This is a genomic window from Parabacteroides merdae ATCC 43184, from assembly GCF_025151215.1.
Taxonomy (GTDB): domain Bacteria; phylum Bacteroidota; class Bacteroidia; order Bacteroidales; family Tannerellaceae; genus Parabacteroides; species Parabacteroides merdae.
In genome coordinates this window covers 872,033-897,843 of the sequence record NZ_CP102286.1, presented here as the reverse complement: position 1 = coordinate 897,843, position 25,811 = coordinate 872,033, and the positions used below count along the sequence as shown (strand labels likewise).

Annotated in this window: 21 protein-coding genes; 10 read left to right on the top strand and 11 right to left on the bottom strand. The window is 48.1% G+C overall.

The window, feature by feature from the left end; translation table 11 throughout:
- The first annotated feature begins 69 nt into the window (after positions 1 to 69).
- Both NQ542_RS03550 and NQ542_RS03545 read left to right on the top strand, forming a co-directional pair.
- On the top strand, positions 70 to 1,413 hold the full coding sequence (locus tag NQ542_RS03550) for an MATE family efflux transporter (RefSeq protein WP_005639152.1): 1,344 nt from the start codon (positions 70 to 72) through the stop codon (positions 1,411 to 1,413).
- Positions 1,414 to 1,592: 179 nt separating this feature from the next.
- Positions 1,593 to 2,519, top strand: coding sequence for a magnesium transporter CorA family protein (locus NQ542_RS03545; protein WP_005639150.1), 927 nt, complete (start codon positions 1,593 to 1,595; stop codon positions 2,517 to 2,519).
- 268 nt (positions 2,520 to 2,787) lie between these two features.
- Here NQ542_RS03545 and NQ542_RS03540 read toward each other — a convergent pair whose 3' ends face one another.
- Complete coding sequence (locus NQ542_RS03540) at positions 2,788 to 3,858, bottom strand: winged helix DNA-binding domain-containing protein (RefSeq protein WP_005639148.1); 1,071 nt, start codon at positions 3,856 to 3,858, stop codon at positions 2,788 to 2,790.
- A 10-nt stretch (positions 3,859 to 3,868) separates the two neighbouring features.
- On the bottom strand, positions 3,869 to 5,161 hold the full coding sequence (locus NQ542_RS03535) for an L-cysteine desulfidase family protein (RefSeq protein WP_005639146.1): 1,293 nt from the start codon (positions 5,159 to 5,161) through the stop codon (positions 3,869 to 3,871).
- Positions 5,162 to 5,328: 167 nt separating this feature from the next.
- Between NQ542_RS03535 and NQ542_RS03530 the strand changes: the two genes are divergently transcribed.
- Complete coding sequence (locus tag NQ542_RS03530; protein WP_005639142.1) at positions 5,329 to 5,619, top strand: membrane protein; 291 nt, start codon at positions 5,329 to 5,331, stop codon at positions 5,617 to 5,619.
- Positions 5,620 to 5,623: 4 nt separating this feature from the next.
- Here the strand turns inward: NQ542_RS03530 and NQ542_RS03525 are convergent, their stop codons facing one another.
- Positions 5,624 to 6,286: a glycine zipper family protein gene (locus NQ542_RS03525; RefSeq protein WP_005639140.1), complete on the bottom strand. Its 663-nt coding sequence runs from the start codon at positions 6,284 to 6,286 to the stop codon at positions 5,624 to 5,626.
- 134 nt (positions 6,287 to 6,420) lie between these two features.
- Here NQ542_RS03525 and NQ542_RS03520 point away from each other — a divergent pair, with 134 nt between their 5' ends.
- The 4 genes from NQ542_RS03520 (at position 6,421) to cysK (ending at position 11,777) form a co-directional block, all read left to right on the top strand.
- Complete coding sequence (locus tag NQ542_RS03520) at positions 6,421 to 8,340, top strand: AAA domain-containing protein (RefSeq protein WP_005650008.1); 1,920 nt, start codon at positions 6,421 to 6,423, stop codon at positions 8,338 to 8,340.
- Positions 8,341 to 8,472: 132 nt separating this feature from the next.
- The gene (locus NQ542_RS03515; RefSeq protein ID WP_005639136.1) at positions 8,473 to 9,705 is read left to right on the top strand and encodes a Cof-type HAD-IIB family hydrolase; all 1,233 of its coding nucleotides are present in this window, start codon (positions 8,473 to 8,475) and stop codon (positions 9,703 to 9,705) included.
- Complete coding sequence (locus NQ542_RS03510; RefSeq protein ID WP_005639134.1) at positions 9,702 to 10,823, top strand: isochorismate synthase; 1,122 nt, start codon at positions 9,702 to 9,704, stop codon at positions 10,821 to 10,823. Before NQ542_RS03515 ends, NQ542_RS03510 begins: the two co-directional genes overlap by 4 nt.
- A gap of 12 nt (positions 10,824 to 10,835) precedes the next feature.
- Positions 10,836 to 11,777 (top strand): cysteine synthase A, encoded by a 942-nt coding sequence (gene cysK, locus NQ542_RS03505; protein ID WP_005639132.1) that lies wholly within the window; start codon positions 10,836 to 10,838, stop codon positions 11,775 to 11,777.
- 20 nt (positions 11,778 to 11,797) lie between these two features.
- Here cysK and NQ542_RS03500 read toward each other — a convergent pair whose 3' ends face one another.
- Positions 11,798 to 12,712 (bottom strand): ThuA domain-containing protein, encoded by a 915-nt coding sequence (locus tag NQ542_RS03500; protein WP_005639131.1) that lies wholly within the window; start codon positions 12,710 to 12,712, stop codon positions 11,798 to 11,800.
- A 93-nt stretch (positions 12,713 to 12,805) separates the two neighbouring features.
- On the opposite strand from NQ542_RS03500, the gene NQ542_RS03495 reads away from it, so the two are divergent.
- The 3 genes from NQ542_RS03495 (at position 12,806) to NQ542_RS03485 (ending at position 16,794) form a co-directional block, all read left to right on the top strand.
- Entirely contained in the window at positions 12,806 to 13,666 is an 861-nt protein-coding gene (locus NQ542_RS03495; protein WP_005650013.1) for a hypothetical protein, read from the top strand.
- Positions 13,667 to 13,712: 46 nt separating this feature from the next.
- Positions 13,713 to 15,254 carry a ClC family H(+)/Cl(-) exchange transporter gene (locus tag NQ542_RS03490; RefSeq protein ID WP_005639127.1) on the top strand — a complete coding sequence of 514 codons (1,542 nt, stop codon included), beginning with the start codon at positions 13,713 to 13,715 and terminating at the stop codon, positions 15,252 to 15,254.
- 853 nt (positions 15,255 to 16,107) lie between these two features.
- Positions 16,108 to 16,794 carry a queuosine precursor transporter gene (locus NQ542_RS03485; RefSeq protein ID WP_005639118.1) on the top strand — a complete coding sequence of 229 codons (687 nt, stop codon included), beginning with the start codon at positions 16,108 to 16,110 and terminating at the stop codon, positions 16,792 to 16,794.
- Here NQ542_RS03485 and NQ542_RS03480 read toward each other — a convergent pair.
- The 7 genes from NQ542_RS03480 to NQ542_RS03450 form a co-directional block, all read right to left on the bottom strand.
- The gene (locus tag NQ542_RS03480; protein ID WP_005639116.1) at positions 16,789 to 17,421 is read right to left on the bottom strand and encodes an HAD family hydrolase; all 633 of its coding nucleotides are present in this window, start codon (positions 17,419 to 17,421) and stop codon (positions 16,789 to 16,791) included. The two genes, NQ542_RS03485 and NQ542_RS03480, sit on opposite strands and share 6 nt — an antisense overlap.
- Positions 17,422 to 17,474: 53 nt before the next feature.
- Positions 17,475 to 18,803: an ABC transporter substrate-binding protein gene (locus NQ542_RS03475; protein WP_005639114.1), complete on the bottom strand. Its 1,329-nt coding sequence runs from the start codon at positions 18,801 to 18,803 to the stop codon at positions 17,475 to 17,477.
- 16 nt (positions 18,804 to 18,819) lie between these two features.
- Positions 18,820 to 19,608 (bottom strand): ABC transporter permease, encoded by a 789-nt coding sequence (locus NQ542_RS03470; RefSeq protein ID WP_005639113.1) that lies wholly within the window; start codon positions 19,606 to 19,608, stop codon positions 18,820 to 18,822.
- Entirely contained in the window at positions 19,605 to 20,378 is a 774-nt protein-coding gene (locus NQ542_RS03465) for an ABC transporter permease (RefSeq protein ID WP_036657318.1), read from the bottom strand. Before NQ542_RS03465 ends, NQ542_RS03470 begins: the two co-directional genes overlap by 4 nt.
- Before the next feature lie 16 nt (positions 20,379 to 20,394).
- Positions 20,395 to 21,801, bottom strand: coding sequence for a polyamine ABC transporter ATP-binding protein (potA, locus tag NQ542_RS03460; protein WP_005639109.1), 1,407 nt, complete (start codon positions 21,799 to 21,801; stop codon positions 20,395 to 20,397).
- A 108-nt stretch (positions 21,802 to 21,909) separates the two neighbouring features.
- Positions 21,910 to 23,106, bottom strand: a complete 1,197-nt coding sequence (locus NQ542_RS03455) for a uracil-xanthine permease family protein (RefSeq protein WP_005639108.1) — start codon at positions 23,104 to 23,106, stop codon at positions 21,910 to 21,912.
- A 210-nt stretch (positions 23,107 to 23,316) separates the two neighbouring features.
- Entirely contained in the window at positions 23,317 to 25,797 is a 2,481-nt protein-coding gene (locus NQ542_RS03450) for a glycoside hydrolase family 2 protein (protein WP_005639106.1), read from the bottom strand.
- Positions 25,798 to 25,811: the final 14 nt, after the last annotated feature.

Genomic DNA, 25,811 nt, shown 5'->3' with positions numbered 1-25,811 from the left:
GAACGATTATCCGATTAATTCGTATTTTTGCAGATCCATACAAAACTATACGAATAAAAAGAGCTGACAATGTTACGGAAAGGAGACCTTACACAAGGAGGTATAACCACCACCCTGCTACAATTCACATTGCCGATGCTGGCAGGATCGCTTTTACAACAATGCTATAACATAGCCGATACACTGATCGTAGGACAATGTATCGGCGCAAATGCGTTGGCAGCGGTCGGTTCCGCCTATACCTTGATGGTTTTCCTGATCTCTATCCTGCTGGGGTTATCGATGGGAAGCGGCACGGTTTTCTCACTGCAATACGGAGCCGGAGACCTGTCCGCCCTGCGACGTAGCATCTATGTTTCTTTCCTGCTGATCGGCACGGTAACCATCTTGCTGAATGTTGCCGTGTTCCTATGGCTCGATCCGATTTTACGATGGTTACAAGTTCCCTATGATATTTATTCGTTGATGCGTAACTATCTGTGGATCATTTTCTGGGGAATAGTCTTTACTTTCCTGTATAATTTTTATGCAGCGTTGCTTCGGGCTGTAGGCGATTCTGTAACACCTTTATGGTTTCTGGCTGTATCGGTCGTTTTGAATATCGGGCTTGATTTGTTTCTTATTCTTGTCCTGGATCAAGGCATCGAAGGAGCGGCAGTCGCAACGGTTATCGCACAGGGAACGGCGGCATCCGGTATCTTGCTGTATACCTATAAAATCCGCCCCGAGCTACGATTACACCGGGAAGATATGCGCTTCGACCGTTCCAGCCTGAGAGAAATCACTTCTTTCTCCACACTGACTTGCGTCCAACAATCTGTGATGAACTTCGGAATATTGATGGTGCAAGGATTGGTAAATAGTTTTGGTACGGTTGTCATGGCCGCATTCGCTGCAGCAGTCAAGATCGACTCTTTCGCCTATATGCCCGTTCAGGAGTTCGGGAATGCTTTTTCCACCTTCATTGCCCAGAATTTCGGAGCGCGGAAAGGGGATCGCATCCGCCGGGGAGTGCGTAGCGCATTTCTTATAACGATCGTCTTTTCCCTTATCATCTCGCTGTTAGTTTTCTTTTTTGCCAAGCCGTTGATGCTTATTTTCGTCCGTCCGGATGAGGCTGAGATACTTCGCATCGGAACAGAATACCTGCGTATCGAAGGAGTTTTTTATTTAGGCATCGGAATCTTGTTCCTCCTTTATGGTTATTACCGGGCCATCCGTATGCCGGGAATGTCTGTCGTGCTTACCATTCTGTCTTTAGGTACACGTGTCGTCCTTTCTTATTGGCTGGCATCCATTCCCACTATTGGGGTCACCGGTATTTGGTGGTCTATTCCTATCGGTTGGTTTCTAGCAGACTTAGCCGGCATTGCCTATTACCATTATCGCAAATATGCAGTCTCACGGACTTGACAAAAATCCGCCTCCGATATACATTTATTACCGGATTTTTCTATCTTTGCAGCCGTAAAAAGTAATGATAAATTATGGACGACAGTATTCCGCGAGAAATAAAAACAGTAAGTAACAAATAACGCGCAGGGGTAAACAGCAAGGCCTCTGTACGTTGACAAAAACGAAAGGAGGCAATAATGAGAACTTTTCTTTATTGTGAAGCCGGCTTTGTGGAAAAAGACCAGTGGCTTCCAAACAGCTGGGTCAATGTAGAATGCCCTACACCGGAAGATATCCATTACCTGACAAACCAATTCAATGTTCCCGAATCTTTCTTAAGCGACATTGCCGATACAGACGAACGCCCGCGTATCGAATATGAAGGGAATTGGCTATTGACCATCATTCGAATCCCGGTACAGAGCCAGGAACAAGGAATCCCTTTCACGACCATCCCTCTGGGGATTATGACGAACAATGAAATCATCATATCTGTTTGCTACTACAAGACGGAACTGATACCGGACTTTATCCGATACACCCGCCGCAAAGAGGTCGTCGTACGTCACAAATATGACCTGATTCTGCGTCTGATCCATTCGTCCGCCGTATGGTTCCTGAAATACCTGAAACAAATCAACAACGAGGTGGCGCATGCCGAAAAGGCACTGGAAAAAAGTATCCGTAATGAAGACTTGCTTCGTCTGATGAAGCTGGAAAAGAGCATGGTTTACTTCAACACATCCATCCGTGGTAATGAAGTGATGCTTACCAAACTGCAAAGCATCTTCCAAGAACCGGTCTATATGGACAACGAACTGGTGGAAGATGTGGAAACAGAATTAAAACAGGCGCACCTCACGGTCAATATCTATAGCGATATCCTGACCGGTACGATGGACGCATTCGCCTCCATCATTTCCAACAACGTGAACACCATCATGAAGCGCATGACCTCTATCTCCATAATCCTGATGGTTCCCACCCTCATCGCCAGCTTCTACGGTATGAACGTCCCGATCTACGGAGAAAATATGCCGCATGGCTTTGCCATCATCGTCATGATCTCCATCACACTATCAGCTTTATCATTTTTCATTTTCAGAAAGATCAAATGGTTCTAAATTAAAAAATCCGCTTTACCTTCACAGGCGAAGCGGATTTAAAATCGATAAGCTTTTTCTAATCAAATATCTAATCAGAAAACAATATCTCGGGAAGGATAATATCTAATTCTGACAAATAAATAGCAAAGGACGTGCCAGAAATAGAAATAAAGATATATTTTAAAACAAACCACTGATATACAAACCAATAAAAATAATACATATAATACAAAAGAAATTGGGGAAGTGTGGAGTGGATTGGGGAAAGTGTGTAAAAATTCCACAATCAAGTGTGGAATCCCGACTTTTGAGCGTGGAAAGAGCAATAATAATCGACTGCCTTTTTCAGCAAATCTTCCGGGAGATCGAGAGATTCATCGAACAAAGAAGTTTCGACAGTAAGAGCTTTCTTCTTCGAATCTTTTTTCCAATTGCCAACGATCCGGCCCTCATACAGGATCACGGGGTAAAAGATACCGAAAGTATTGAATGCCTTATGATGATGTTCGCGTAGCATAACGGTCGTCCGGTCTTTATAGCTGATCAGATATTCATCATACGAGGGTAACAGATGCAACACTTTCCGGCAACAGGCCTTCAAGTCACAGGTAACATGCAGGTAAAAAGTTTCCGAATCAAACTTTTCGGTTAGCAGATCGGTTTCGATCAATGCAACCGCATGTCGAGCCTCAGTTGCCGCCAAGCCGGACCACCAGACAAAATCAGACAATGTAGCCGGGGAATGGCTTTGAAAATATAGGGTAGCCAATCGGGCGAGCGCCTCTTCGCGGCTGAGTTCTTTCATCGGAGGCACACGTTCTTCCAACAGAGCATAGGTCGGCTTCTTGTTTTTATCTACCCCGCTGCACACAAGGCCATCCGTTTCAGCACGGACCAGAAAATAATGTATCAAGTGATTGTCTGTCTCGACCCCTGCCCGACCGAACCCATCCATCAACTCCTGTTTTGTCAAACTCTTGTTTCCACCCAACAATTGTTCCAGCAATCTACAACCTTTCGTATAGAAGCTTTCGGTTATCTCCATCTTCCGGCTTCTTGCATAAGAATCGAAGGCTGTCCGTATACGACCTCCCGACAATTGCAACATCCAGCGGATATCCTCTGCTACGATGAAATGCCAGGTCGGTCGTAATATATGGGTACGCAGGATTTCCCCCTTTGCAAGCGCATCGTCCACCACCCGCAACGAAGAAGACTTCAAGCGAGTCCCGACCGCCCATTTCGCCATCGTATATTCCTGTGCTTGGACAGCTCCCATCCAGGCAACCAATTCCTTCGGACTCCTAAACCGGGGCTTTGCCAATTGATGGCTCAACAGACGAATATCGGTCAACATATTCTTACCGTTAGCAGGATTTTCCGGTCATAATATCCAATACCAGCTTATCGGTGGCTTCCATTCCTTTGGAACCGATAGAAGTCAGGTTAATGATCGACTTGTCGACATTCTCATCAATAATGCCCTCGACCGGAGTCACCACCTTGTTTTCCATTGCCATCAACGCAGACAGCATAGCAGTCGAAACACCGCTGGAAACTTTCATGGCACAACTGGGCTTCGCCCCATCGCATATCATACCGGTAATATTGCCGATCATATTCTTGATTGCATAGGAAATCTGCACTTTATCGCCTCCCATCAGATAGGTAATGCCGCAACTGGCTCCCGTGGCGGCCACCACACAACCGCAAAGGGCGGACAAGCGTCCCAAGCTTTGCTTGATATAGATGACCATCAGATGGCTTAACATCAGGGCACGGATTAACTGTTCTTCCGAACATTCGATGTCTTCGGCAAAAGAAAGGACGGGAAGTGTCGCTGCAATCCCCTGGTTTCCACTACCGGAGTTACTCATCACCGGGATCATGGCGCCATCCATGCGGGCATCACAGGCAGCAGCCGTCATTGCCAGCATATGGGTATAGGCAGAGTCTCCCATATATTTACGTCCGTATACACCGGAAACGGTCTTGCTGACCGTATGTCCGAAATTTCCCTTCAGTGAAGCCTCGGCTGCTTTCCGGTTCAGATCGGCAGTTTCCAGGATAAAGCGGATCTCATCGAGCGGCATTTCCATCGCAAACTCATACACAGTAGAGAAAGAGAGTCTCAATTCGTCTTCATCGCCCGAAGCATCACAGGAAACACCTTCTTTCCTCCGGTCTGTCAATACCACACCATTCTTCTCCACATACACGACATTCGTATGTTCATGGCAGATTATCACCCGCGAAGTTTCATCTCCGGCTGAACAAATCACTTCGATATAGAGCTTGTCGACATTATCCTTTAAAGCGATATGAATCCGTTTATCTTCGATCACCTGCTTTCCTTCAGCAAGCGCTTCAGGTGTCAGGTCACGCAATACTTCAAGACCATAAGCAGACTTGCCGATCAACGTACCCAAAGCAACCGCTATAGGTAACCCGACCATTCCGGTTCCAGGAATTCCGACACCCATCGCATTCTTCAGGATGTTGGCGCTCAGAAATACTTCCGTTTTCTCCGGTTTACAGCCTAAAACCTCGGCAGCCTTAGCGGCAGCCAATGCGACCGCAACCGGTTCCGTACAACCGATAGCGGGAATCACTTCCTGATGTATTAGTTTGATGATTTGTGTTTGAGTTGTTTTATCCATGAATATAGACTTCTTTGACTTTATGATTGCAAAGATAAGACATCCTTTTCAAAACATAGGTATTTCGATTGCGGAACATAGATAATTTGAACTATTTCTTTATTAAATAAAGGAATACCCGACAGAAAAATGTACATTTGTTTCATCTAATAAATAATTAATAAATTATGGGAACTTTAGGCTGCATAAATGATATGTTACAACGGGACAAAGAAAACCGCGAGCTCCGGAAATTAAGCAAAGAACGCCTAAAGGAAACCCGAAACAGGCTCATGAAAATCGGGAGCAGTACCAAACTACCCGATACATCCGTTGAAGAAATGAAAGAAATTCGAAAAAAGACTATAGAGAAAGAAAAAGCAGATGCCAACCATCTATCCAAAATAAAATTACTTTTAGCCATATTTGTCTTATTCGTCCTCCTTTCAGTATGGCTGTTTTATTCTCTCATCAGATAAGATCTCATTTGTCACCACCGACAGTTTTAACCGTAAAGGTTTCCTCTTCCGTGCCGTTGCCACGCCCTTCTTTCAGACGGACGCTGAACACAGCTTCACCTGTACGCAACTTCGGGGAGGCCTGCACCATAACATTATAGATGATACGGTCATCACGGGTGATTTTGGCTATCTTGACAGGTTCGGACAGTTTCAAATACCTGCCCTTCTCAACTTTCACTATCGGTTCCACGTCCAAAGCATCCTGAAAGCTGTTGTTCACAATCACGAGGGAGATACGGCAGGTCTCACCTGCATTGATCTTATCGTCGCGGGTGACACTGTCCTCTTCCAATAAGATATCTTCGATCTGCAAATCGGGAAGGAGAACATGCGAAGACGGTGTATAATTCCCCGAATTCCTCTTCTCCACTCTTATCTCGTCGCCTGTATTTGCAGCAATCTGCGCACCGGCGATTCCTCCGACCGCCGTCCCGACAAACGCCCCTATGTCACCTCCGATATCATCGTCTATGGAATTTCCGACCGCTCCGCCGAAAAGCCATCCGACAAAAGCGCCTATCTGGGCCCCTACGCCAGCCCGGTCTTCCCGGCTCATATTCTTCATCGATCCGCATCCTGTCAGAACCAACAAAGACACTATCGCATATAGGACTTTATTTTTCATACTCAGTTATTTTAACCCTTCCAATTAACAAACAAAGATAACCATCCATTTGATTTAATGACATCGGAAAGGAGAAAAACCCCTATCCGATTGCGTTTTTTTATGTAAGTTTGCGCCCGATTAAACAAAGAATGATGACAACTCAATTCAAGACTCCGACCGCAGACCTGCAACATCAGTACGATCTTCTGCAGAAAGAATTCGAATATGAAAAAGAGATGTACCGCCAACAAATCGAACGGACCGGAATACATCGCCGCATCCAACAAGGACTGTGCTGGTATCCTGTCGTACCAGGAAAGAGTTACTATAATTCCTTGAACCAGCTCGTCGTAGAAATCGAACGGCTGGAGGATAAAGAGACCGAACACAATTTCGAATATGGTCGTCCGGTCTGCTTCTTCACGACAAACGGAAGCGGAAACCCCGAATACCTGAACTTCTCGACCGTCATCAGTTACGTACAAGACGACCGAATGGTCGTAGTACTGCCCTCTCCTAACGCACTTACGGATATACAGAAGGCTGGTGAAATCGGCATCCAACTTTATTTCGACGAGACCAGCTACAAGACAATGTTCAACGCCCTGTCCACCGTTATCCAAGCGAAAGGAAACCGGTTAGCTTACCTACGGGACGTCCTGTTAGGCAAAACGCCCGTCGGCCGGCGCACATTTTTTCCTATGCGTTTTCCCTGGCTGAACCTGTCGCAGGAAGAGGCGGTCAACCATGTATTGGCGGCAAAGGATGTGTCAATCGTGCACGGTCCTCCCGGAACAGGCAAAACGACCACTTTGGTTGAAGCGATCTATGAGACTCTGCACCGGGAAAATCAGGTAATGGTCTGTGCCCAAAGCAATACGGCCGTAGACTGGATATCCGAAAAACTAGTCGATCGTGGCATTCATGTCCTACGCATCGGTAACCCGACACGCATAAACGACAAGATGCTTTCCTTCACCTATGAACGGCGTTTCGAATCGCATCCCGACTATGCCGAACTATGGGGAATCCGCAAGGCGATCCGCGAGATACAATCCAATCTCCGCAAAAAGAGCCACGGTGAAAAAGAAACAGCACGCAACCGTCTCTCCCGTCTCCGTTTCCGGGCGACGGAACTGGAAGTGAAGATCGACACGGAATTGTTCGACGAGGCGCGTGTCGTGGCCTGCACGCTGGTCGGATCGGCGAACCGGGTATTGACCAACCGTAACTTCACAACTCTCTTTATCGACGAGGCCGCCCAAGCACTCGAAGCAGCCTGCTGGATCGCAATCGGCAAAGCGGATCGGGTCATCTTAGCGGGCGACCATCACCAGCTCCCTCCTACCATCAAATGTATAGAAGCGGCACGCGGCGGCTTAGACCACACCTTGATGCAAAAAATAACCGACCGGAAGCCCGAAACAGTCTCGCTTCTGAAAACGCAGTACCGGATGAACGAGGACATCATGCGCTTTCCTTCCCGTTGGTTCTATCATGACGAGCTACAATCCGCACCGGAAGTCAAGCATCGCGGCATCTTGGAATTCGATACGCCTGTCGTCTGGCTCGATACGGCGGATTGCCATTTCGAAGAAGACCGGCTCGACGACAGCATGAGCCGTATCAATAGAGACGAAGCTACACTGCTCGTTTCGACCTTACAGAAATATATCGAAAAGATCGGCAAAGAACGGGTATTGGATGAAAGCATCGACTTCGGTCTGATTTCACCTTACAAATCGCAGGTTCAGTATATCCGCGGACTGATCAAGCGCGACACTTTCTTCAAACCTTTCCGCCGCCTGATAACCGCTCACACGGTAGACGGCTTCCAGGGACAGGAACGCGATGTGATCATGATCAGTCTCGTACGAGCCAACGACAAAGGCCGGATCGGTTTCCTCGGTGACCTGCGCCGCATGAACGTCGCCATCACCCGCGCCCGCATGAAACTGATGATCTTGGGAGACGCACCGACACTAACACGGCATGCTTTCTACAAGGAATTATACGAATATATCTGGGAAAACGGACAGGTGATCACCGTTCAACCTCCTTCCCCGACATGATCCTCTTATTGTCATATTCGTAAAAAAGCCATTAGTCCAAATCGAAACTACTACCGCATCTATTTCGATTTTATACCCTTTTTAATTCAAATATCGTATATTTGTATCATTAACAAAAAATACAGAGAGGCCATGAAGTATAAATTATTAGTTCTCGACGTAGACGGGACGCTGCTCAACAATCAGAAAGAGATCAGCCCCCGTACCCTGGCTGCCCTTCTGAAGGTACAGCAAATGGGGGTACATATCGTATTGGCATCAGGAAGACCGACTAATGGAGTCATGCCCATCGCTGAAAAGCTGGAACTGAATCATTACGGAGGTTACATTCTTTCTTACAACGGCGGTCAGATCATCAACGTGCAGACCGGTGAACTATTATTCGAGAAGCGCATCGATCCGGAATGGATCCCCTATTTCGAAAAGAAAGCAAAGAAAAACGACTTTGCCATCTTCACCTATCACAAAGACTTCATCCTGACGGACAAACCGGATAACAAGTATGTCATCCAAGAAGCCAACCTGAACAAGATGCAGATTGTCGGTGTCGACAACTTTGCCGAAGCCGTCGATTTCCCGCCCTGCAAATGTATGCTGGCAAGTGACGACGAAGAAGCGCTCATCGGTTTGGAGAATCATTGGAAAAAACGCCTCGACGGTGTGCTGGATGCATTCAGGTCGGAACCTTATTTCTTAGAAGTCGTTCCCCAGTTCATCGACAAGGGAAACACTTTGGGCGTGCTGATGACCAAACTGTCCGTATCGCCGGAAGAAGTGATCGCGATCGGCGACGGCGTTTGCGACGTGACCATGTTGCAACTTGCCGGTGTCGGGATCGCGATGGGAAATGCGGAAGATTCGGTGAAGGCTTGTGTGGACAAGACGACACTCACCAACGAAGAAGAAGGCGTAGCCGTGGCCGTCGAACGGACAATCCTGGCTGAAATACGTCCGACGGAAGTACCGCTCGACCAGTTGAATATGCGTGCCAGACACGCTCTAATGGGAAACCTCGGCATCCAATATACATATGCATCCGAAGACCGTGTAGAAGCGACCATGCCGGTAGACGAACGCACCCGCCAGCCATTCGGCATCCTACATGGCGGGGCGACACTCGCATTGGCCGAAACGGTTGCCGGGTTAGGATCGATGATCCTGGCCAAACCAGACGAAATCGTGGTCGGTATGCAAGTCAGTGGCAACCATATGTCATCTGCCCATGAAGGAGATACCGTTCGCGCCGTCGGAACCATCATTCACAAAGGACGCTCTTCGCACGTTTGGAACGTCGATGTATTCACATCCACAGATAAATTGGTATCATCCATCCGTGTAGTCAACAGCATATTAAAAAAGAAATGACACCAGACGAATTAAGGATTTGTAACGTAGTCGACACATTGATCAGAAAGAACCGGAGTTTTGCACTCTGGCGGATACCAGGAGAATCGCCTCGTTTCGCCATGCAGACCTCCGGTTCTGCACGTATTCTTTATCATATCGAGGAACTGGACGAACAGAGTGGTTTCGTCATTGCTCCCTTCCATGTAAGCAAACAGCACCCAATCGTACTGATCCGGCCGGACATCCAGAAACTTCCGCCCGATGAGGAAACAAAAGTTTCATACTCGATGCCTGCGGAACAGGAATTCCATCATAGTGAAACGCTTGTCTCCTTCCCCGAAAACCCGAAGGAAGACTACAGCCGTCGTTTCAATGCCTTCATCGAACCGCTACGCCGAAAGCAGTTCGAGAAACTCGTGCTGTCGCGCTGCCAGACGATTCCGGCAGACAGAGCCAACTTCTCCCCTGCCGCCGCTTTCCTCAAGGCAACCGGACGGTACAAATATTCATATGTTTATCTCTGCCATACTCCCGCGACAGGCACATGGCTCGGATGTACGCCTGAAATCATCCTCTCCGGCGAGAAAGGAAAATGGCATACGGTCGCCCTTGCCGGCACCCAACCTCTCCAAAACGGGGAACTACCGATAGAATGGGACGACAAAAACAGGGAAGAACAGGAATATGTAGCCTTTTACATACGCAAACAACTGCAAGCATTAGGTATCAAACCGACAGAAACTCCTCCGATCCCGGTACGCGCCGGCGAACTGTCGCATTTGAGAAGCGACTTCAGCTTTCCACTGCCCGATAATAAAAAACTCGGCGAACTGTTGAAACGGCTCCATCCCACGCCTGCCGTCTGCGGACTGCCCAAAGAAGAGACGTATCGCTTTATCCGGGAGAACGAAGGCTACGACCGGAGCTATTATTCAGGCTTTATCGGTTGGTTGGCCCCCGAAGGGAAGAGCGATCTGTATGTAAACTTGCGCTGCATGAACATCTTGCCCGGATCATTTGTTTTATATGCAGGCGGAGGCATTCTTGCTTCTTCGGAGATAGAAAGCGAATGGCTTGAAACGGAAGCAAAAATGCAAACAATGAAGCGACTGATCAATTCAATTGACAAATCATAAATAATATAACCCATGATAGCAAAAAAACTGACTGACCTCATAGGCAATACACCGTTGTTGGAGTTCTCAAACTTCAACGCAAGTAAAGGGCTGAAAGCGAAAGTAATCGGAAAGCTGGAATATTTCAACCCGGCAGGTAGCGTAAAAGACCGCATTGCATTGGCAATGATCGAAGATGCGGAAGAAAAGGGCTTGCTGAAACCGGGAGCAACAATCATAGAGCCGACCAGCGGGAACACCGGCGTAGGACTGGCTTTCGTCTCGGCCGCCAAAGGTTATAAATTGGTACTGACAATGCCCGAAACCATGAGCCTGGAACGTCGTAACCTACTGAAAGCATTAGGAGCCAACCTGATCCTCACTCCCGGAACGGAAGGGATGAAAGGTGCCATCGCCAAAGCGGAAGCATTGCGTGATGAAACACCCGGCTCCATTATCCTGCAACAGTTTGAAAACCCGGCAAACCCTGCCCGGCATGCTAAAACAACCGCACAGGAAATCTGGCGCGATACGGACGGCAAAGTCGATATCTTCGTCGCAGGAGTCGGAACGGGCGGTACGGTAAGCGGCGTTGGCAAAGGACTGAAAGCGCACAATCCGGATGTCAAAATCGTCGCTGTAGAACCGACCGACTCGGCTGTGCTCTCAGGCGGTAAACCCGGACCGCACAAGATACAGGGGATCGGCGCGGGCTTTATCCCTAAAACCTACGACAGCTCGGTGGTCGATGAAATCATCCAGGTAGAAGGAGACGACGCCATCCGCACATCACGCGAACTGGCACAAAAGGAAGGCCTGTTGGTCGGCATTTCTTCCGGAGCAGCCGTATATGCCGCCGTGCAACTGGCCCGTCTCCCGGAGAACGAAGGGAAAACGATTGTAGCATTATTACCGGATACGGGCGAGAGATATTTGTCTACAGCATTGTATGCGTTCGAGGAATATCCGCTTTAAGAATTGACAATTGATAATTGTCAATTCTCCTTATAATCTTTCCGATAAGAACAAGTAGTCTCCGTCGGGAAATCTTTCGGGACTTTCTGGGTTACTTTTCCGGTTGCCGCCCATTCGGCGCCACGAAGCAAAAGCACCTGGAAGCCCGTACATTGCATTGCTATATTATCTTCCGTAGTAGCACCGGCATGGCCAAGCATCGTATGGAAGATGCGAGCATTCCCGTAATCGACCGTAAATACCAGCGGTTCTTCACGACCGGAACCGTTTGTTTCCTTATCCGAATAGGCCGTGTACAAAATATCCCGGATATTGCCCGGTCCCCGCATACGGTCGTAAAGTTCATCTTTGGCATGACGCCATTTTAAAGGCAGGCCCTTCACAACCGGATGCACCTTGTCACGCCCGTTCAGCACATATTCGTGCTGGCGTCCATGAGAACCACCCGGACCCGCCGAACTGTCCTTGACCAGTTTTCCGTCCTTCCAATACACATAAGGGCCGGAATTCTCATTACGTCCTTCCCAACCACCCAAAGCACAGATCCTATTGAACTCCGGCCATTTGGAGAAAGCATTGTCGGCTGCATGATAAATGACAACACCACCGCCGTTCTGCACATATTCCAGGAAGCGGCGGTTCGTCTCCTCCGGCCACGAATCTCCGTTATAGTCCAGCACTACCAACTGGTAAGGGCTAAAGTCGAGCACAAAACCGGACATATCCTTGCCCTGTTCGGGAGAGATGACAAAGTCCACATCAAAACGACCGGAATTTTCCAGGATTTGTTTCAGCACAACATGGCTCACCTGCCAGTTATGGTTGTTTTGTCCTGTGATCAGTAATGTTTTAATCGGTTTACGCGCCGAAACCGTATAGGCTAACAAGAGGGAAAAGACAACAAAAAACAGCTTCCCAAAATGTAAATGTCTCATGGTACTTTATGGTTTAAAGATTTGTTTGAGGCAAATGTACTAAATCAATATGAAATATGTACTTTTGTGGCCTTAAGAAAAAATACATCCATGATGAAATATTTATCCCGAATATTATTGATAACATTCGTATTTGTCTTTTCAGCCACTTATAGCCATGCCGACAGTTGGCGCGACAAAACAGAACTGCTCATATATTCTCCGCGCTATTTCGGTCCGAACGCCTTTCCGATCCCGGAAATGAGGGACGGACAGGTGAGCGAGCGGTACGAAGTGGAAGTACGGGGCGAATACCATTATTATACGGGTGACAAGACCTGGGACATCGTGGGGCGTGCCCTGCTGCCCTTCTTCAGGGGGCGCGCGGGAATCGAAGTGAACTGGTGCTTCAAGGAAAAATATAAGATGACACCGGAAACGCGTGACGAACGCTTTGCCGTGGATACGGAAAGCCCGATCAAATATAACGGCGACATCGTTATCAGCTCCTTTTTCCAAGTCCTGAAAAGCGAGAAATGGGTAGACGCGACCATTAGCGCCAACATCAAGACAGCCAGCGGAGGCCGCCTGTGCGACGCCCGTTTTACCGATGCCGCCTCCTACTGGTTCGACGTAAACATGGGGCGTAACCTGTGGAAAAGTGCCGACGGGAAGGCCTCGATCCGTATGCAGGCGCTCGCCGGGTTCTATTGCTGGATGACGAACGACATGGTGCATCGCCAGAACGACGCCATCTCATACGGAGTCGGGTTCACCGGTAAATACAGAGGCTTCACGCTCGCCACCAACCTGGCCGGGTTTTACGGATACGAAAACAACGGTGACCGCCCCATACATTGGCGCAACAACCTCAGATACGAGATCAAGAAAAACATAATCTCCTTCCGGTATACACACGGAATGAAGGATAACCTGTACGAGACTTATTCGTTGGGATATATCAGATGCTTTTGAGAATTGAAAGCTAAACCAACGGCCTTCGCTCCCTGTTTAAGGGAAGATGAAGATTAATCGGATAGTAAAACTGAAGCTGGTAGATGCCAGACTCTATTTCGTGAGTCTGATCGTAGGACTGCTGACCGGATTGGTGGCGGTTCCTTACCACTATCTGCTGCAACTATTCTTCAATATGCGGAAGAACTTCTTCCAGTCTTCGCCTCCCTGGTATTACCATATCGTCTTATTCCTTGCCCTATGGGGTATCCTCTGCTTCGTCGCCCGGATGGCCAGACGGTGGCCTTACATCGGAGGCGGAGGCATTTCGCAGACACGGGGCGTTATCAATGGACGCATCGAGTATGCACATTCCTTTCGCCAACTGCTGGCTAAGTTTGCGGGTGGTGTGCTGACACTCAGCAGCGGTCTCTCGATGGGACGCGAGGGACCTTCTGTACAAATGGGTTCCTACATAGGTGACCTGGTCAGCAAATGGGGACATATCCTGAGCGGCGAACGCAAACAGCTCCTTGCCGCAGGCGCAGGCGCAGGACTGGCAGCTGCCTTTGCCGCTCCTCTTGCCGCCGCTACGCTGGTGATCGAATCGATCGAACGCTTCGATGCTCCGAAAACGGCTATCACGACGATCCTGGCCGGTGTCGTCGCCGGAGCGATCGCCAGTACGATTTTCCCGATCAACCCGTACCACGACATACAGGCCATCGTGCCCGACCTGTCGATGGGACTGCATATCAAGCTGTATATCCTGTTTGCCGTCATCGTATCGGTTTTCGGCAAACTCTATTCACTGCTGATGCTATACGCCAAACGGATGTACCCGGCCATCCGGCAACCCGAATATATCAAGCTGTTAGGTCTTCTGGGCATGGCATACATCATTTCGCTGACGGTCACTGATCTGACCGGTGGAGGCGAGCAGTTCCTGATGCAACAGGCGGAAGGCGGCAACAGCAATATCTATTGGATTGCAGGGATGATGTTCCTGCACATGGTATTTACCGTTTTTTCCTTCTCCTCCGGATTGCCGGGAGGGAACTTTATCCCGACTCTGGTGACAGGCGGACTGACCGGTAAGCTCTATGCCCTCATCCTGGTGCAACACGGGATCGTCAGGATGGAAAGTGTGAGCTATGTCATGCTGATCGGAATGGGCGCCTTCCTGGTCGCCGTCGTGCGCACTCCTATCACAGCCATTATCCTGATTACGGAGATCACAGGGCATTTCGAAGTTTTCTATCCTTCCATCGTCGTAGGAGGACTCACTTATTATTTCACGGAACTGTTGGGAATAAAGCCGTTCAACGTAATGTTCTATGAAGAGATGATCAACAAACCGGCCTTCCGTGAGCAGAAGCGGCTGACTTTGGACGTGGAAGTGATGGCCGGAGCCTATTTCGACCGCAAGGAGGTCGATACGCTCGAACTTCCCAACCATTGCATAATCATGAATATCCACCGCGACCGCAAAGACATCTCCCCCACCGGACAAACCATACTCCCCGGTGACCAGCTCACCATCGAACTGGACGCCCAAGATATAGAGAAACTGTACGAGCCACTGGTTAGCATGGCCAACATCTACTAAAATATCCCGACCGGCAACTTTAAACGTCCTCCCGGCCATCTCAAATCATTGGACACAAAAACCAAACAGCCTCTCAGGGGAATTATAATCCAGAATTATCAGGTATTTATGTAAAAATATCCGTCCGCGAGACGATTTCAGGGAAGCCGGATGGTTCCTTACCATAGGAGAAATCAATTATCGCATTTTGCCGAACTTACGGATGGGAGCCGGCTATATGTCGTTAGTCCGCTACAAGGCATCGGAGGAACTGCGCAACCGGTTCTGATTCAAGCAGGAAAACATCTATCCACAAAACGAAAGGAAACGTACCGATATGCATTTATGCAGAAGCCATTTCACCATCCTAAGGCACTTTTTTACTAAAGACAAGCAGAAAAAGAGCGGAAAGTAAGCAGAAATGGTTGACAACACCCCCATCTTCCGGCTTTCTACACCCGGATGTTACCACCCCCCACACCCGGATGTCCGAAAAGGGTACACCCGGGTGTTCGGAGCCATATCATACTAATCCTTTGTAATTAAGATACATACTTAGCAGAAAGATCATATATATATTGCTAAAATCCCAGTCGGATGTGTGACACAGTGTGATACAGGCGTGATACATGAATCCGGCATGTATCACACCTTGCACAACATGGATATCAACACATACAAGACAAAATGTGATAGAGTGACAGAGAAATGGCGATTCTCTTTCTGTCGGTTTTAAGGCTGCTTATCGCCTCATTCGGCTGTCACATATAATAGGCATAAATAAAAATATCACTATCTTTGCCCTCGGAATACCAAAAACGTTCCTTTATATTATTCACCGAGTGCTTGATAAACCTCGTTAAAAACAAGAAATATGCAGAAGACATCTACTGTAACCGTACCATTCATGCTGTTAGGCATCCTGTTCAATATCTGCCTGGTAGCTTCAAACCTGTTAGAAACCAAAGTTATCCAGGTATTCGGCATCACAGCGACTGCCGGACTGATCGTTTTCCCGATCTCATATATCATCAATGACTGTATCGCCGAAGTATGGGGATTCAAGAAGGCACGCCTGATTATTTGGAGCGGATTCATTTCTAATTTCCTTGTAATCGGATTTGCGCAATTGGCGGTGATGTTGCCTGCCGCCCCATTTTGGGAAGGCGAAGAAGGTTTCAACTTCGTGTTCGGAATGGCACCGCGCATCGCCATAGCAAGCCTGATGGCTTTTCTTGTCGGTTCGTTCCTGAATGCTTACGTGATGAGTAAGATGAAGATTGCTTCAGCCGGAAAGAATTTCTCTTTACGGGCCATCGTCTCCACTTTGGTCGGCGAGAGTGCCGATTCGATGATCTTTTTCCCGATCGCTTTCGCCGGACTGATACCGATAGGCGAACTTTTCATTATGATCGGGACACAGGCGGTTCTGAAATCCCTCTATGAAGTAATCATCCTTCCCGTTACCATCCGTGTTGTAAACTATATCAAGAAGGTGGACGGTAACGATGTGTATGACGTAGAGACATCATACAATATATTAAATGTGAGAGATTTATGATTTATGATTCATAATTCCAAACAAATGCGACCAGTCTTCACGAGGTTGCGGCGTATAGGTATGGAATCCTAGTGATTCCGCCGTACGGCAATTGGGGACGGCATCATCTATGAAAAGTGTTTCTTCAGGACGGATATCGGCATCTTGCAGGACATATTCGAAAATTTCGGCATCGGGTTTCAGCAGATGGAGGCGGTAGGAAAGATAAATATGATTGAAAAAGTCGGAAGCATGGTAGCCTTTATAGGAAAAACAGGTCTTTTCCGACCAGTCCCAATGAATCTCGTTCGTATTGCTGAGCAGCATCGTATTGTAACGCTTGCGGAGGTCGAGCAAAAGATCCAGCTTATAATCCGGAACATCATCGAGCATGGCGATCCAGGCGGCATCTATCTGTTCGTCCGTCAAAGGCTGTCTGGTCAGATGACGGATACCCTCGCGAAACTCTGCTACCGTAATGGAACCGAGCTCGATCTTCATGAACAGATCCTTATGCTGGTAGTTATTGACAATCTGCTCGCGTATATTCGCGACCCCCAAACTCTCGAATGCCTCGATGCACCGATTACGGGTGAGATTGATAATCACGCCGCCAAAATCTATAACCAAATTTTTTATGCCTTCCATGACCTTCTTTTAATTGACAATTGATAATCGACAATTTTGATTCTAACTATTTACTACCAGCGGCGACGACGCCGGTGATGCCGTTGCCGCTGTTTATATTGACGTATCCTGCGATATACCAGCCAGACAAATAACACTCCGAACACGGCAAAGATCAGCAAGACGATCCCTGTATTCAAGTTATCTCCTTTCACGCGGCTCCACATTTCCAAAACAAGTTCCGTCCGATCTCCGAAATCGCGGATCATGGCACAACGTTCTACCACCTTGCGGTCGGGGTATTGTACCGGATTGATCCGGATGCTATCCGCACCGGGACCGAAGAAATAACTCAAGTCGGAAACTGTCTCGATTGTCGAATCGATCTTGGCTTCCATAATTTCGGGAGTCGCAATGGCACTGACGTAACCGATGGCATCCATATTCCGCAAAGCGACGTCCGGACGACAAAGATAATCAATAAAATAACTGGCCGCCTTTACATTACGGGCATATTTAGGGATCGCCCAGCCGTCATACCAGATATTGCTGCCTTCTCGGGGCACTTCATAGTCCAGTTCCACCCCGACAGCCTCCGCTTCGTCCATCGCCCAGACCGCATCGCCGCTCCAGGTAAAATTGAGCCAGGCTTTGCCTTTCGTCATCATTTCCTTGCCGAAATCGGCTTCCCAACCGGCAATGTTGGGTTTCATCTTTTTCAGAAGTTCTTCGGCTATGGCGATCGCTTCGGGAGAATTGTCGTTCATCAGTTGCTCGACCGTCACGGTCCCATCTTCCAGTTCCTTCGCATGGGCGTAGATAATGGCCGTACCATAGGAGTCACGATAGCTGTCTTTCATCAATATCTTGTTTCTGAACTTCGAATCCCAAAGACACTCCCAGCTTTCGACCTCTTTCTCCTCCACGAACTGCTTGTTATACAAAATCCCAGCCGTTCCCCACATATAAGGGACGACATAGTCGGTCGTTTTCCGTCCCGGCTGGCTTAGCTTGTTCAGTTGCCCGCGGATATAGGGAGAGACATTATCCAGATAATCCGGTGTCTTTCCGAAATTGCGGTCTATCGGGACAAGAAGGTTTTTCTTCAACATCCGTTCGATTATATATTCGGACGGACAGATCAGGTCGAAATCTTCATGCCCGCGTTCGATTTTGGTAAGCATGATCTCATTGATATCGAACACCTGGTAGATAATCCGGATATCTTCGCCGGTCTGCTCCTTGTACCAAGCGGGAAATTCGGCCAAGACATCCTCGTCGATATAGTCTGCCCAATTGTAGACTTTCAGAATATGACTGCGCTCCTCATCCGTACGATTGCATGAAGACATGAAAGTCAAAAGAAAGAGGCAACTCGCTATTATTGTAATCAGTTTATTCATTTCCTGCTTTTCTCCATTAGCTTTTGGACTTCTCCGCCCGTTTATTAATCACAATCAAAAGGACAAGCACCGTCACGAAAATGATAGTTGACAGCGGACGCAACTCCGGTGTCAGTCCCCCTTTGCGGGCATCCGCATAAATAAAGGTCGATAGGGTTTCCAGTCCCTCGTTGCCGATCGTAAAGATGGTAACAGCAAAATCATCGATCGAAAGCGTAAAAGCCAGTATAAAGCCGCTGATCATGCCCGGACGAATCTCCGGCAGGATCACCTTGCGCAACGCCTGGAAAGGAGTCGCCCCCAAATCGAGCGCCGCCTCATAGACATTCTGGTTCATCTTTTTCAGGCGTGGCATGACACTCAGCACCACATAGGGCGTGCAGAACGTGATATGCGCCAGCACGACCGTCGTGAATCCCTGTGAAACGCCAAAACTCACGAACAGCAGGAAAAGGGATACGCCCGTAATAATATCTGCATTCATCATCGGGATCGCATTAGCAAAATTCATTACCTGGCGGGTCCGTGATCGCAGGTTGAAAATACCGATAGCCGCAATACTACCCAACAGCGTGGAGACGGTCGCCGCGATCATCGCAATGGCGAACGTATTCCACAACGCACTCACCAACGAACGCTGCACGCCTCCTGTAAACAGCGAACTATACAATTTGGTTGAAAATCCCGTCCAGTTTCCCAAGACTTTCGCTTCGGTAAACGAGAAAATCATAATAATCAGAATCGGGGAATATAGCAGCACCAACAGTAGCCACAAATACCCTTTTGCCATCCATTTCGTCATCATATCACACCTCCCCCTTCGTTCGAAGCACTGTCCTCTTCATTCGTAAAGAGGATGGTAACACCAATCAGCAACAGCATAATAAGAGAAAGCGCCGCTCCATAATTCCACATACCGTTATAGATATTTTCTTGCACGGTCGTACCGAACAGTTTGATGTTATTCATCGTCAGTAATTCGGCAATGGCAAACGTGGAAACCGTCGGCATGAAAACCATGACGATCCCGCTCATCACGCCGGGCATCGAAAGAGGCAGAATCGTTTTCATAAAGACCTGAAACGGATTGGCTCCCAAGTCCTGGGCCGCCTCGATCAGGCTGCGGTCCATCTTTTGCAACGTATTATAAATCGGATAGATCATGAACGGGAGAAAGTTATACACCATACCGAAAACCAACGCCCCCTCTCCCAACGGCAGGTTTAGGAAATCGAACAATGCTACCGTAGCCAGCGTACGGATCAGGATATTCACCCACATCGGCAGGATGAATAGCACGACCATCGTCCGGGAAGTGTTAAAACGCTCCTGGCTCAGGATATAAGCTGCCGGATAGCCAAGGATGAGACAGGCAAGTGTGGTGATAATAGCAATCCCGATCGAATAGACGAACGTATTCATCGCTTCGGGGTGTACCATGAACTTACGGAAATTAGCAAAAGTGAACGCTCCGTCGGCATCTGTAAACGCATATAATACGATCAACAACAAGGGCATTACGACAAAGACAGCCAAAAACAGGGCATAAGGAATCGTCCAGTTCTTACGCCGCATAAAAAAAGCTGAAATCTTACTTATCACTTCCTTCCTTTTTAGTTGATTGAACAATCCGTATATTTTCGGGAGCGATCGTGATTCCGACCCGGTCGCCATCGTCCCAAACATCATTCGTATCGACAAAGATATCTTCGTCCCAGTCGGTAAACACCGTCAGATGATAATGGTTGCCTTTGTAGAGGATAAATTTCACTTCACCGGTCAGACGGCCGTCTTCCTCGTTGTCTTCCAGAATGACGCGGTCAAAATCTACTTCGACCTGCACGGGTGCTTCCGAGTCAATGCCGGATACCTCTCGGCATTCGAACGTACAGCCTAAAAATTCCACATGCGTGGCATCCACCATCTTTCCTTCGAACGTATTGCAGATACGTTCCTTTTTCATCACATGGATATCAAATGGTTTGACCAGCAAACCGACTTCCTGCCCGGCATCGAAACAATGGTAGTCCTGTACCATGAACTCATAGCCTTCCGGCGTCTGCACCATCATCTCGTAGTGAACGCCCTTGAAAATGGAAGAGGTAACCGTCCCGGTCAGCATGGCGGCTTCAGACGGCTCGAAAATATAAATGTCTTCCGGGCGGAGCACGACATCTACCGGGGTCCGTTCGCCGAAACCTTCGTCTACGCATTCGAACTCATGCCCGGCAAAGGATACCAACTTATCTTTGATCATCAGTCCGTTCAGAATATTGCTTTCGCCGATAAAGTCGGCGACAAAGGAGTTGATCGGTTCGTTATAAATGTCAATAGGCGTCCCGATCTGCTGGATCTTCCCTTCGCTCATCACGACGATCGTATCGCTCAGGGTGAGTGCTTCTTCCTGATCGTGAGTAACATAGATAAAGGTGATTCCGAGAGACTTATGCATTTCCTTCAACTCCATCTGCATATCCTTGCGCATCTTGAGGTCAAGAGCCGCCAGCGGTTCGTCCAGCAGGAGCACTTCCGGTTCGTTCACGATAGCTCTGGCAATCGCGACACGTTGTTGCTGTCCGCCGGAAAGGGAATCCACATCACGGTACTCATAATCGGTCATTCCTACCATCTTGAGGGCCTGCTTCACCTTTTTCTCGATCACGACAGCCGGAAGTTTTTTCAGCTTCAAGCCGAAAGCGATGTTATTGAAGACATTCAGATGAGGGAAAAGAGCGTATTTCTGAAATACAGTATTAACTGGACGTTTATGAGGGGGTGTTTGCGTAATTTCTTTCCCCGCAATGGTTATTATACCCTCAGAAGCTGTCTGGAATCCGGCAATCAGACGCAACAATGTCGTCTTCCCGCAACCGGACGGCCCCAGAATGGTTACAAACTCGCCCTTACGGACAGACAAATTCACATCATTCAATACGGCCTTGTCTCCAAAGAATTTAGACACATGCTCCACACCAATGATGCAGTCAGATTTTTGCATAGACAGATTCCCCTTTACCAATACTGATTAAACATATTTCCGCTTCTTCACGTAAAAAGCGGCACAAAGGTAACAATTAATTGATAATTGAGAGTTGAAAATTGAAAATTACGGTAGAGTCTTGCTCTTAGGCAACACCAGGTTCAAAAAGACTCCCAGTAAAGCCGAAAGCCCGATACCGGCCATCGTGAAACCGCCAAATTCAATGGCAGCACCACCAATCCCGAAAGTCAGGATCAATGAGACGATGATCAGGTTGCGAGTGTCGCCCAGATTGGTCCGATTCTGGATCAAGCTGTTGATGCCGACAGCGGCAATCGTTCCGAACAGCAGCAACATGATGCCCCCCAACACGGCGGCGGGAATCGATTTAAGCAACGCGCTGACCTTCCCAAACACAGAAAAGATGATACCGCTTACGGCAGCAATACGGATAACGGCCGGGTCTGTAATCTTTGTCAGCGAAATAGCTCCTGTCACCTCCGAATAGGTCGTGACGGGAGGACCGCCGATCAATCCGGCGACGATACATGCCAGGCCGTCTCCCAACATCGTGCGGTGAAGTCCCGGATCTTTTACGAAATCCTTGCCCGTCACCTCGTTGATTGCGTACACATCGCCTATATGTTCGATCACCGGAGCAATCGTCACCGGAATCATAAAAATAACCGCTTCCCACGACAATGAAGGCTTTACAAATTGCGGAAATGCAAACCAAGGAGCTTCTATCACAGGCTTGAAGTCGATCAAGCCGAACAGACTCGCAGTCAGATACCCGACGATGATTCCACAGAAGATAGGGATCAATCTCAACATTCCCCGACCCAACATAGAGGCGAGAATAGCGGAAAGCAGGGCTACCAGCGCCAACGGCCAGTTCTCTTTTGCCATATTCACACCTGAGCCTGCCAGCGAGAGGCCGATCAGAATAATAACCGGCCCGATCACCACCGGCGGAAAAAGCCGCTTGATAAAACCGATTCCTCTCCACCGGACCAACAAGCTCATCAACCCATAGACGGTCCCCACAGCCACCAGGCCGGACATCGTACCGGGCAACCCATACAATTCCGTCGCCTTTATGATAGGCGCCACAAAAGCGAAACTGCTTCCCAGAAAAATAGGAACTTTCCCTTTCGTCACCAAATGAAAGATCAACGTGCCGATACCAGCAGTAAAAAGGGCGGTAGAAGGATCAAGGCCAACCAGCAAAGGAACGAGAACAGTCGCACCAAACGCCACAAAAAGGAACTGAACGCCAACAACCGTTTTCTGAATGGGGTTCAGGGGTTTCATATTATCCATTCGTTCTTTATTTACTTTTTGCAAATATAATATAATCCAGACATCCAGCAATTCAATTCACTCACCTATTTTTTATAATAAGCAGCCGTTCATAATCCACCCCTTACTTTTAACTTAGTGCAACCCGGATAAAAAGTCCCGCCGTAAATTAAAACACGGCGGGCCGTCTCTACGTTTTTTTCCAGTTTACAATCAAAAAACGACCTACCCCTACTTGGGACTCTTCAATTCCAGGAATGCAGTCGGCAGGCCTTCCGATTTAACAGCAACCACGCTATTACCCTCGTTCCGTTTGATACGGATCAGGGCACGACCATTATACGCCTGTACTTTACGACTACCGGTCGAAGTTCCTAAATTGCAGATCAGGCTGCCATCTCCGGCAATCTCAAACGTAATCTGCTTTTTGGAGCTGAGACAACGGATGCCGTTTTTATCGATCAGTTGTACCTGTACCAAAGCCGTATCTCCCTCTTCGGAAAGCAAGCTCACTTGGCAAGCGGCTTCTTTATCCCATTTAGCAGTCTGGTATTCCTGACGAATGACATCAGAAACCTCCTTCTTCTCCTTTTTCTTTACACCGACAGCCCGTATTTCGTTCATGCCTTCCTGATAAACACAATTCCAGCGCAACCCGGCAGCCGGGTAATCCTGACTATTACGCCGTTTCACACCCTGGCTCACACCATTGACAAAAAGCTCCACTTCGTCGCAGTTAGAATATACCAAGATTTCCTTGCGGTCATCTTTTCCACCCCAGCGAACCGGCCAGGTATGACCGTAGATATGGATCATCGGCTTCTCCGTCCAGTAAGACTGGAACACATAGTAGCTTTCTTTCGGAGTAAAATCGCGTTCAACCACCCCCTTCTGATTGACATAAGGGACAGGATTGTCGGGACGGACCGGAGTCGAAAAATCTTTAAAAGGCCAGTAGGCTGTACCGGTCAGCCACGGCATCGTCTCCTGCTCTTTCAGATGCCAGTCGATCAGACGGACCACATAACTTTCCGACCAATCGCCATCGCGCGAAGCACGTGGAACGCCACCATATAAGGAAGCATCGCCGGCACGTTCATCACCGCCCTTTCCTGCCTCGATGTTCTTCAGATTATAAAAAGCATCTTCCGAATGACGACGGGCATGGCTGTCACCTCCCCACTCTACATGCAGGAAGTGTTTTACCTTCTGCATCTCCTGTTCTGAGATCGATTTATAATCGGTAAAGACACCCCGATACCAACCAGCCCAGATAGAAGGTGAATAGACATCAACAATATCATTACAAAATTCACACCGGCGGATCGCCGTCATACGTGTGTCGTCTAAACGGTGCGCCATGTCGTGCAACTCTTTCATGAAAGCACGGATCGCACTCTTGTCGAACGTATTGAAATCGTTAGGCCAGTCATTCTCATTACCCAACCCCCAGATGATGACAGCCGGATGATTATGATGCTGGACGATCATATTAGCAAGCATCCGACGGGCTTGTTTTTTGTAGACATCGCCTCCAAGACCGCCCCGACACCAAGGAATTTCTTCCCATACCAGAATGCCCAATTCGTCGCAAAGGTCCAGAATGATTTCAGATTGTTGGTAATGTCCTAAACGGATAAAGTTCACGCCCATATCTTTCATCATCCGCATTTCACGACGCATCATATCTTCCGTCATGGCTTGTGCCACACCAGCGTGATCCTCATGGCGATGCGTACCTCGCAACAGCAAACGTTTGCCGTTCAGGAAGAATGGACCTTTGTCCTTAAACTCCGTATGGCGGAAACCGAAGCGTTCTTCCGTCGTGAAAGTCTGATCCGGTGTCTTTACAGTCAACTCGCAAGTATAGAGTTGTGGCACATCCACGTCCCACAATACCGGATTCTTGATCTTCATCTTTGCTAAAAGCTGGTCACCCAAAGGAAGTATTCCTTCCAGTGTTTTCGAGAAGACTGGTTTACGGTCCACATCGTAAACGGAAACGGTCACATCCGCCTTCCTTATATCTTCCGGATTATAAAACGAAGTTTTCACCTTCAATATACCTTCTTTCAAGTTAGAAGAGAGGGAAGATTCCAAATGAATCTGTTCAAAAGAAACTTCAGGCAGGTACACCAAGTTCAAATACCGGTACAGACCACCATAGATATTGAAATCAGCCAGATCGGATGGTATCATTTCCAGATCACGTGAATTATCGCAACGGATCGACAAAGGTACTTTCCCTTTGAAACGTTCCGCATCTTTACTGCCGAGAAATGCTTTTACCGCATCCGTAATATCGACATTCCAACTGTCATAACCGCCAACATGGCTACCGACATGAGTCGTATAGACATAGACATCCGTCTTCTGTCCCGCCCCGTCGAAATCGAGTACGATCCGCCCGTTCCGATAGGGATTGTCTATCGCCAGCAAAGTTTTATACCATCCCGGACCTTCATAATAATTCACGTCCGGATCAACAGCATCTTCGGCATTAAAACAATGAGGTAACGTAACAGGCTGCCAGATGGGAACCGCCTCCGAACTGCCGGGTGCGGCAGGACGTACAGCCTCCCAGATTCCCCCCAAATCACCTTTCAGATATTCCCAATTGTTCGTCAGCCGAATCTTATTCATAGCAGGCACTTTCGCCACAGCCGACAGAACGGACAAACACAATAAGCATGCAACAAACAAGTACTTCATATTCTAATATTCAA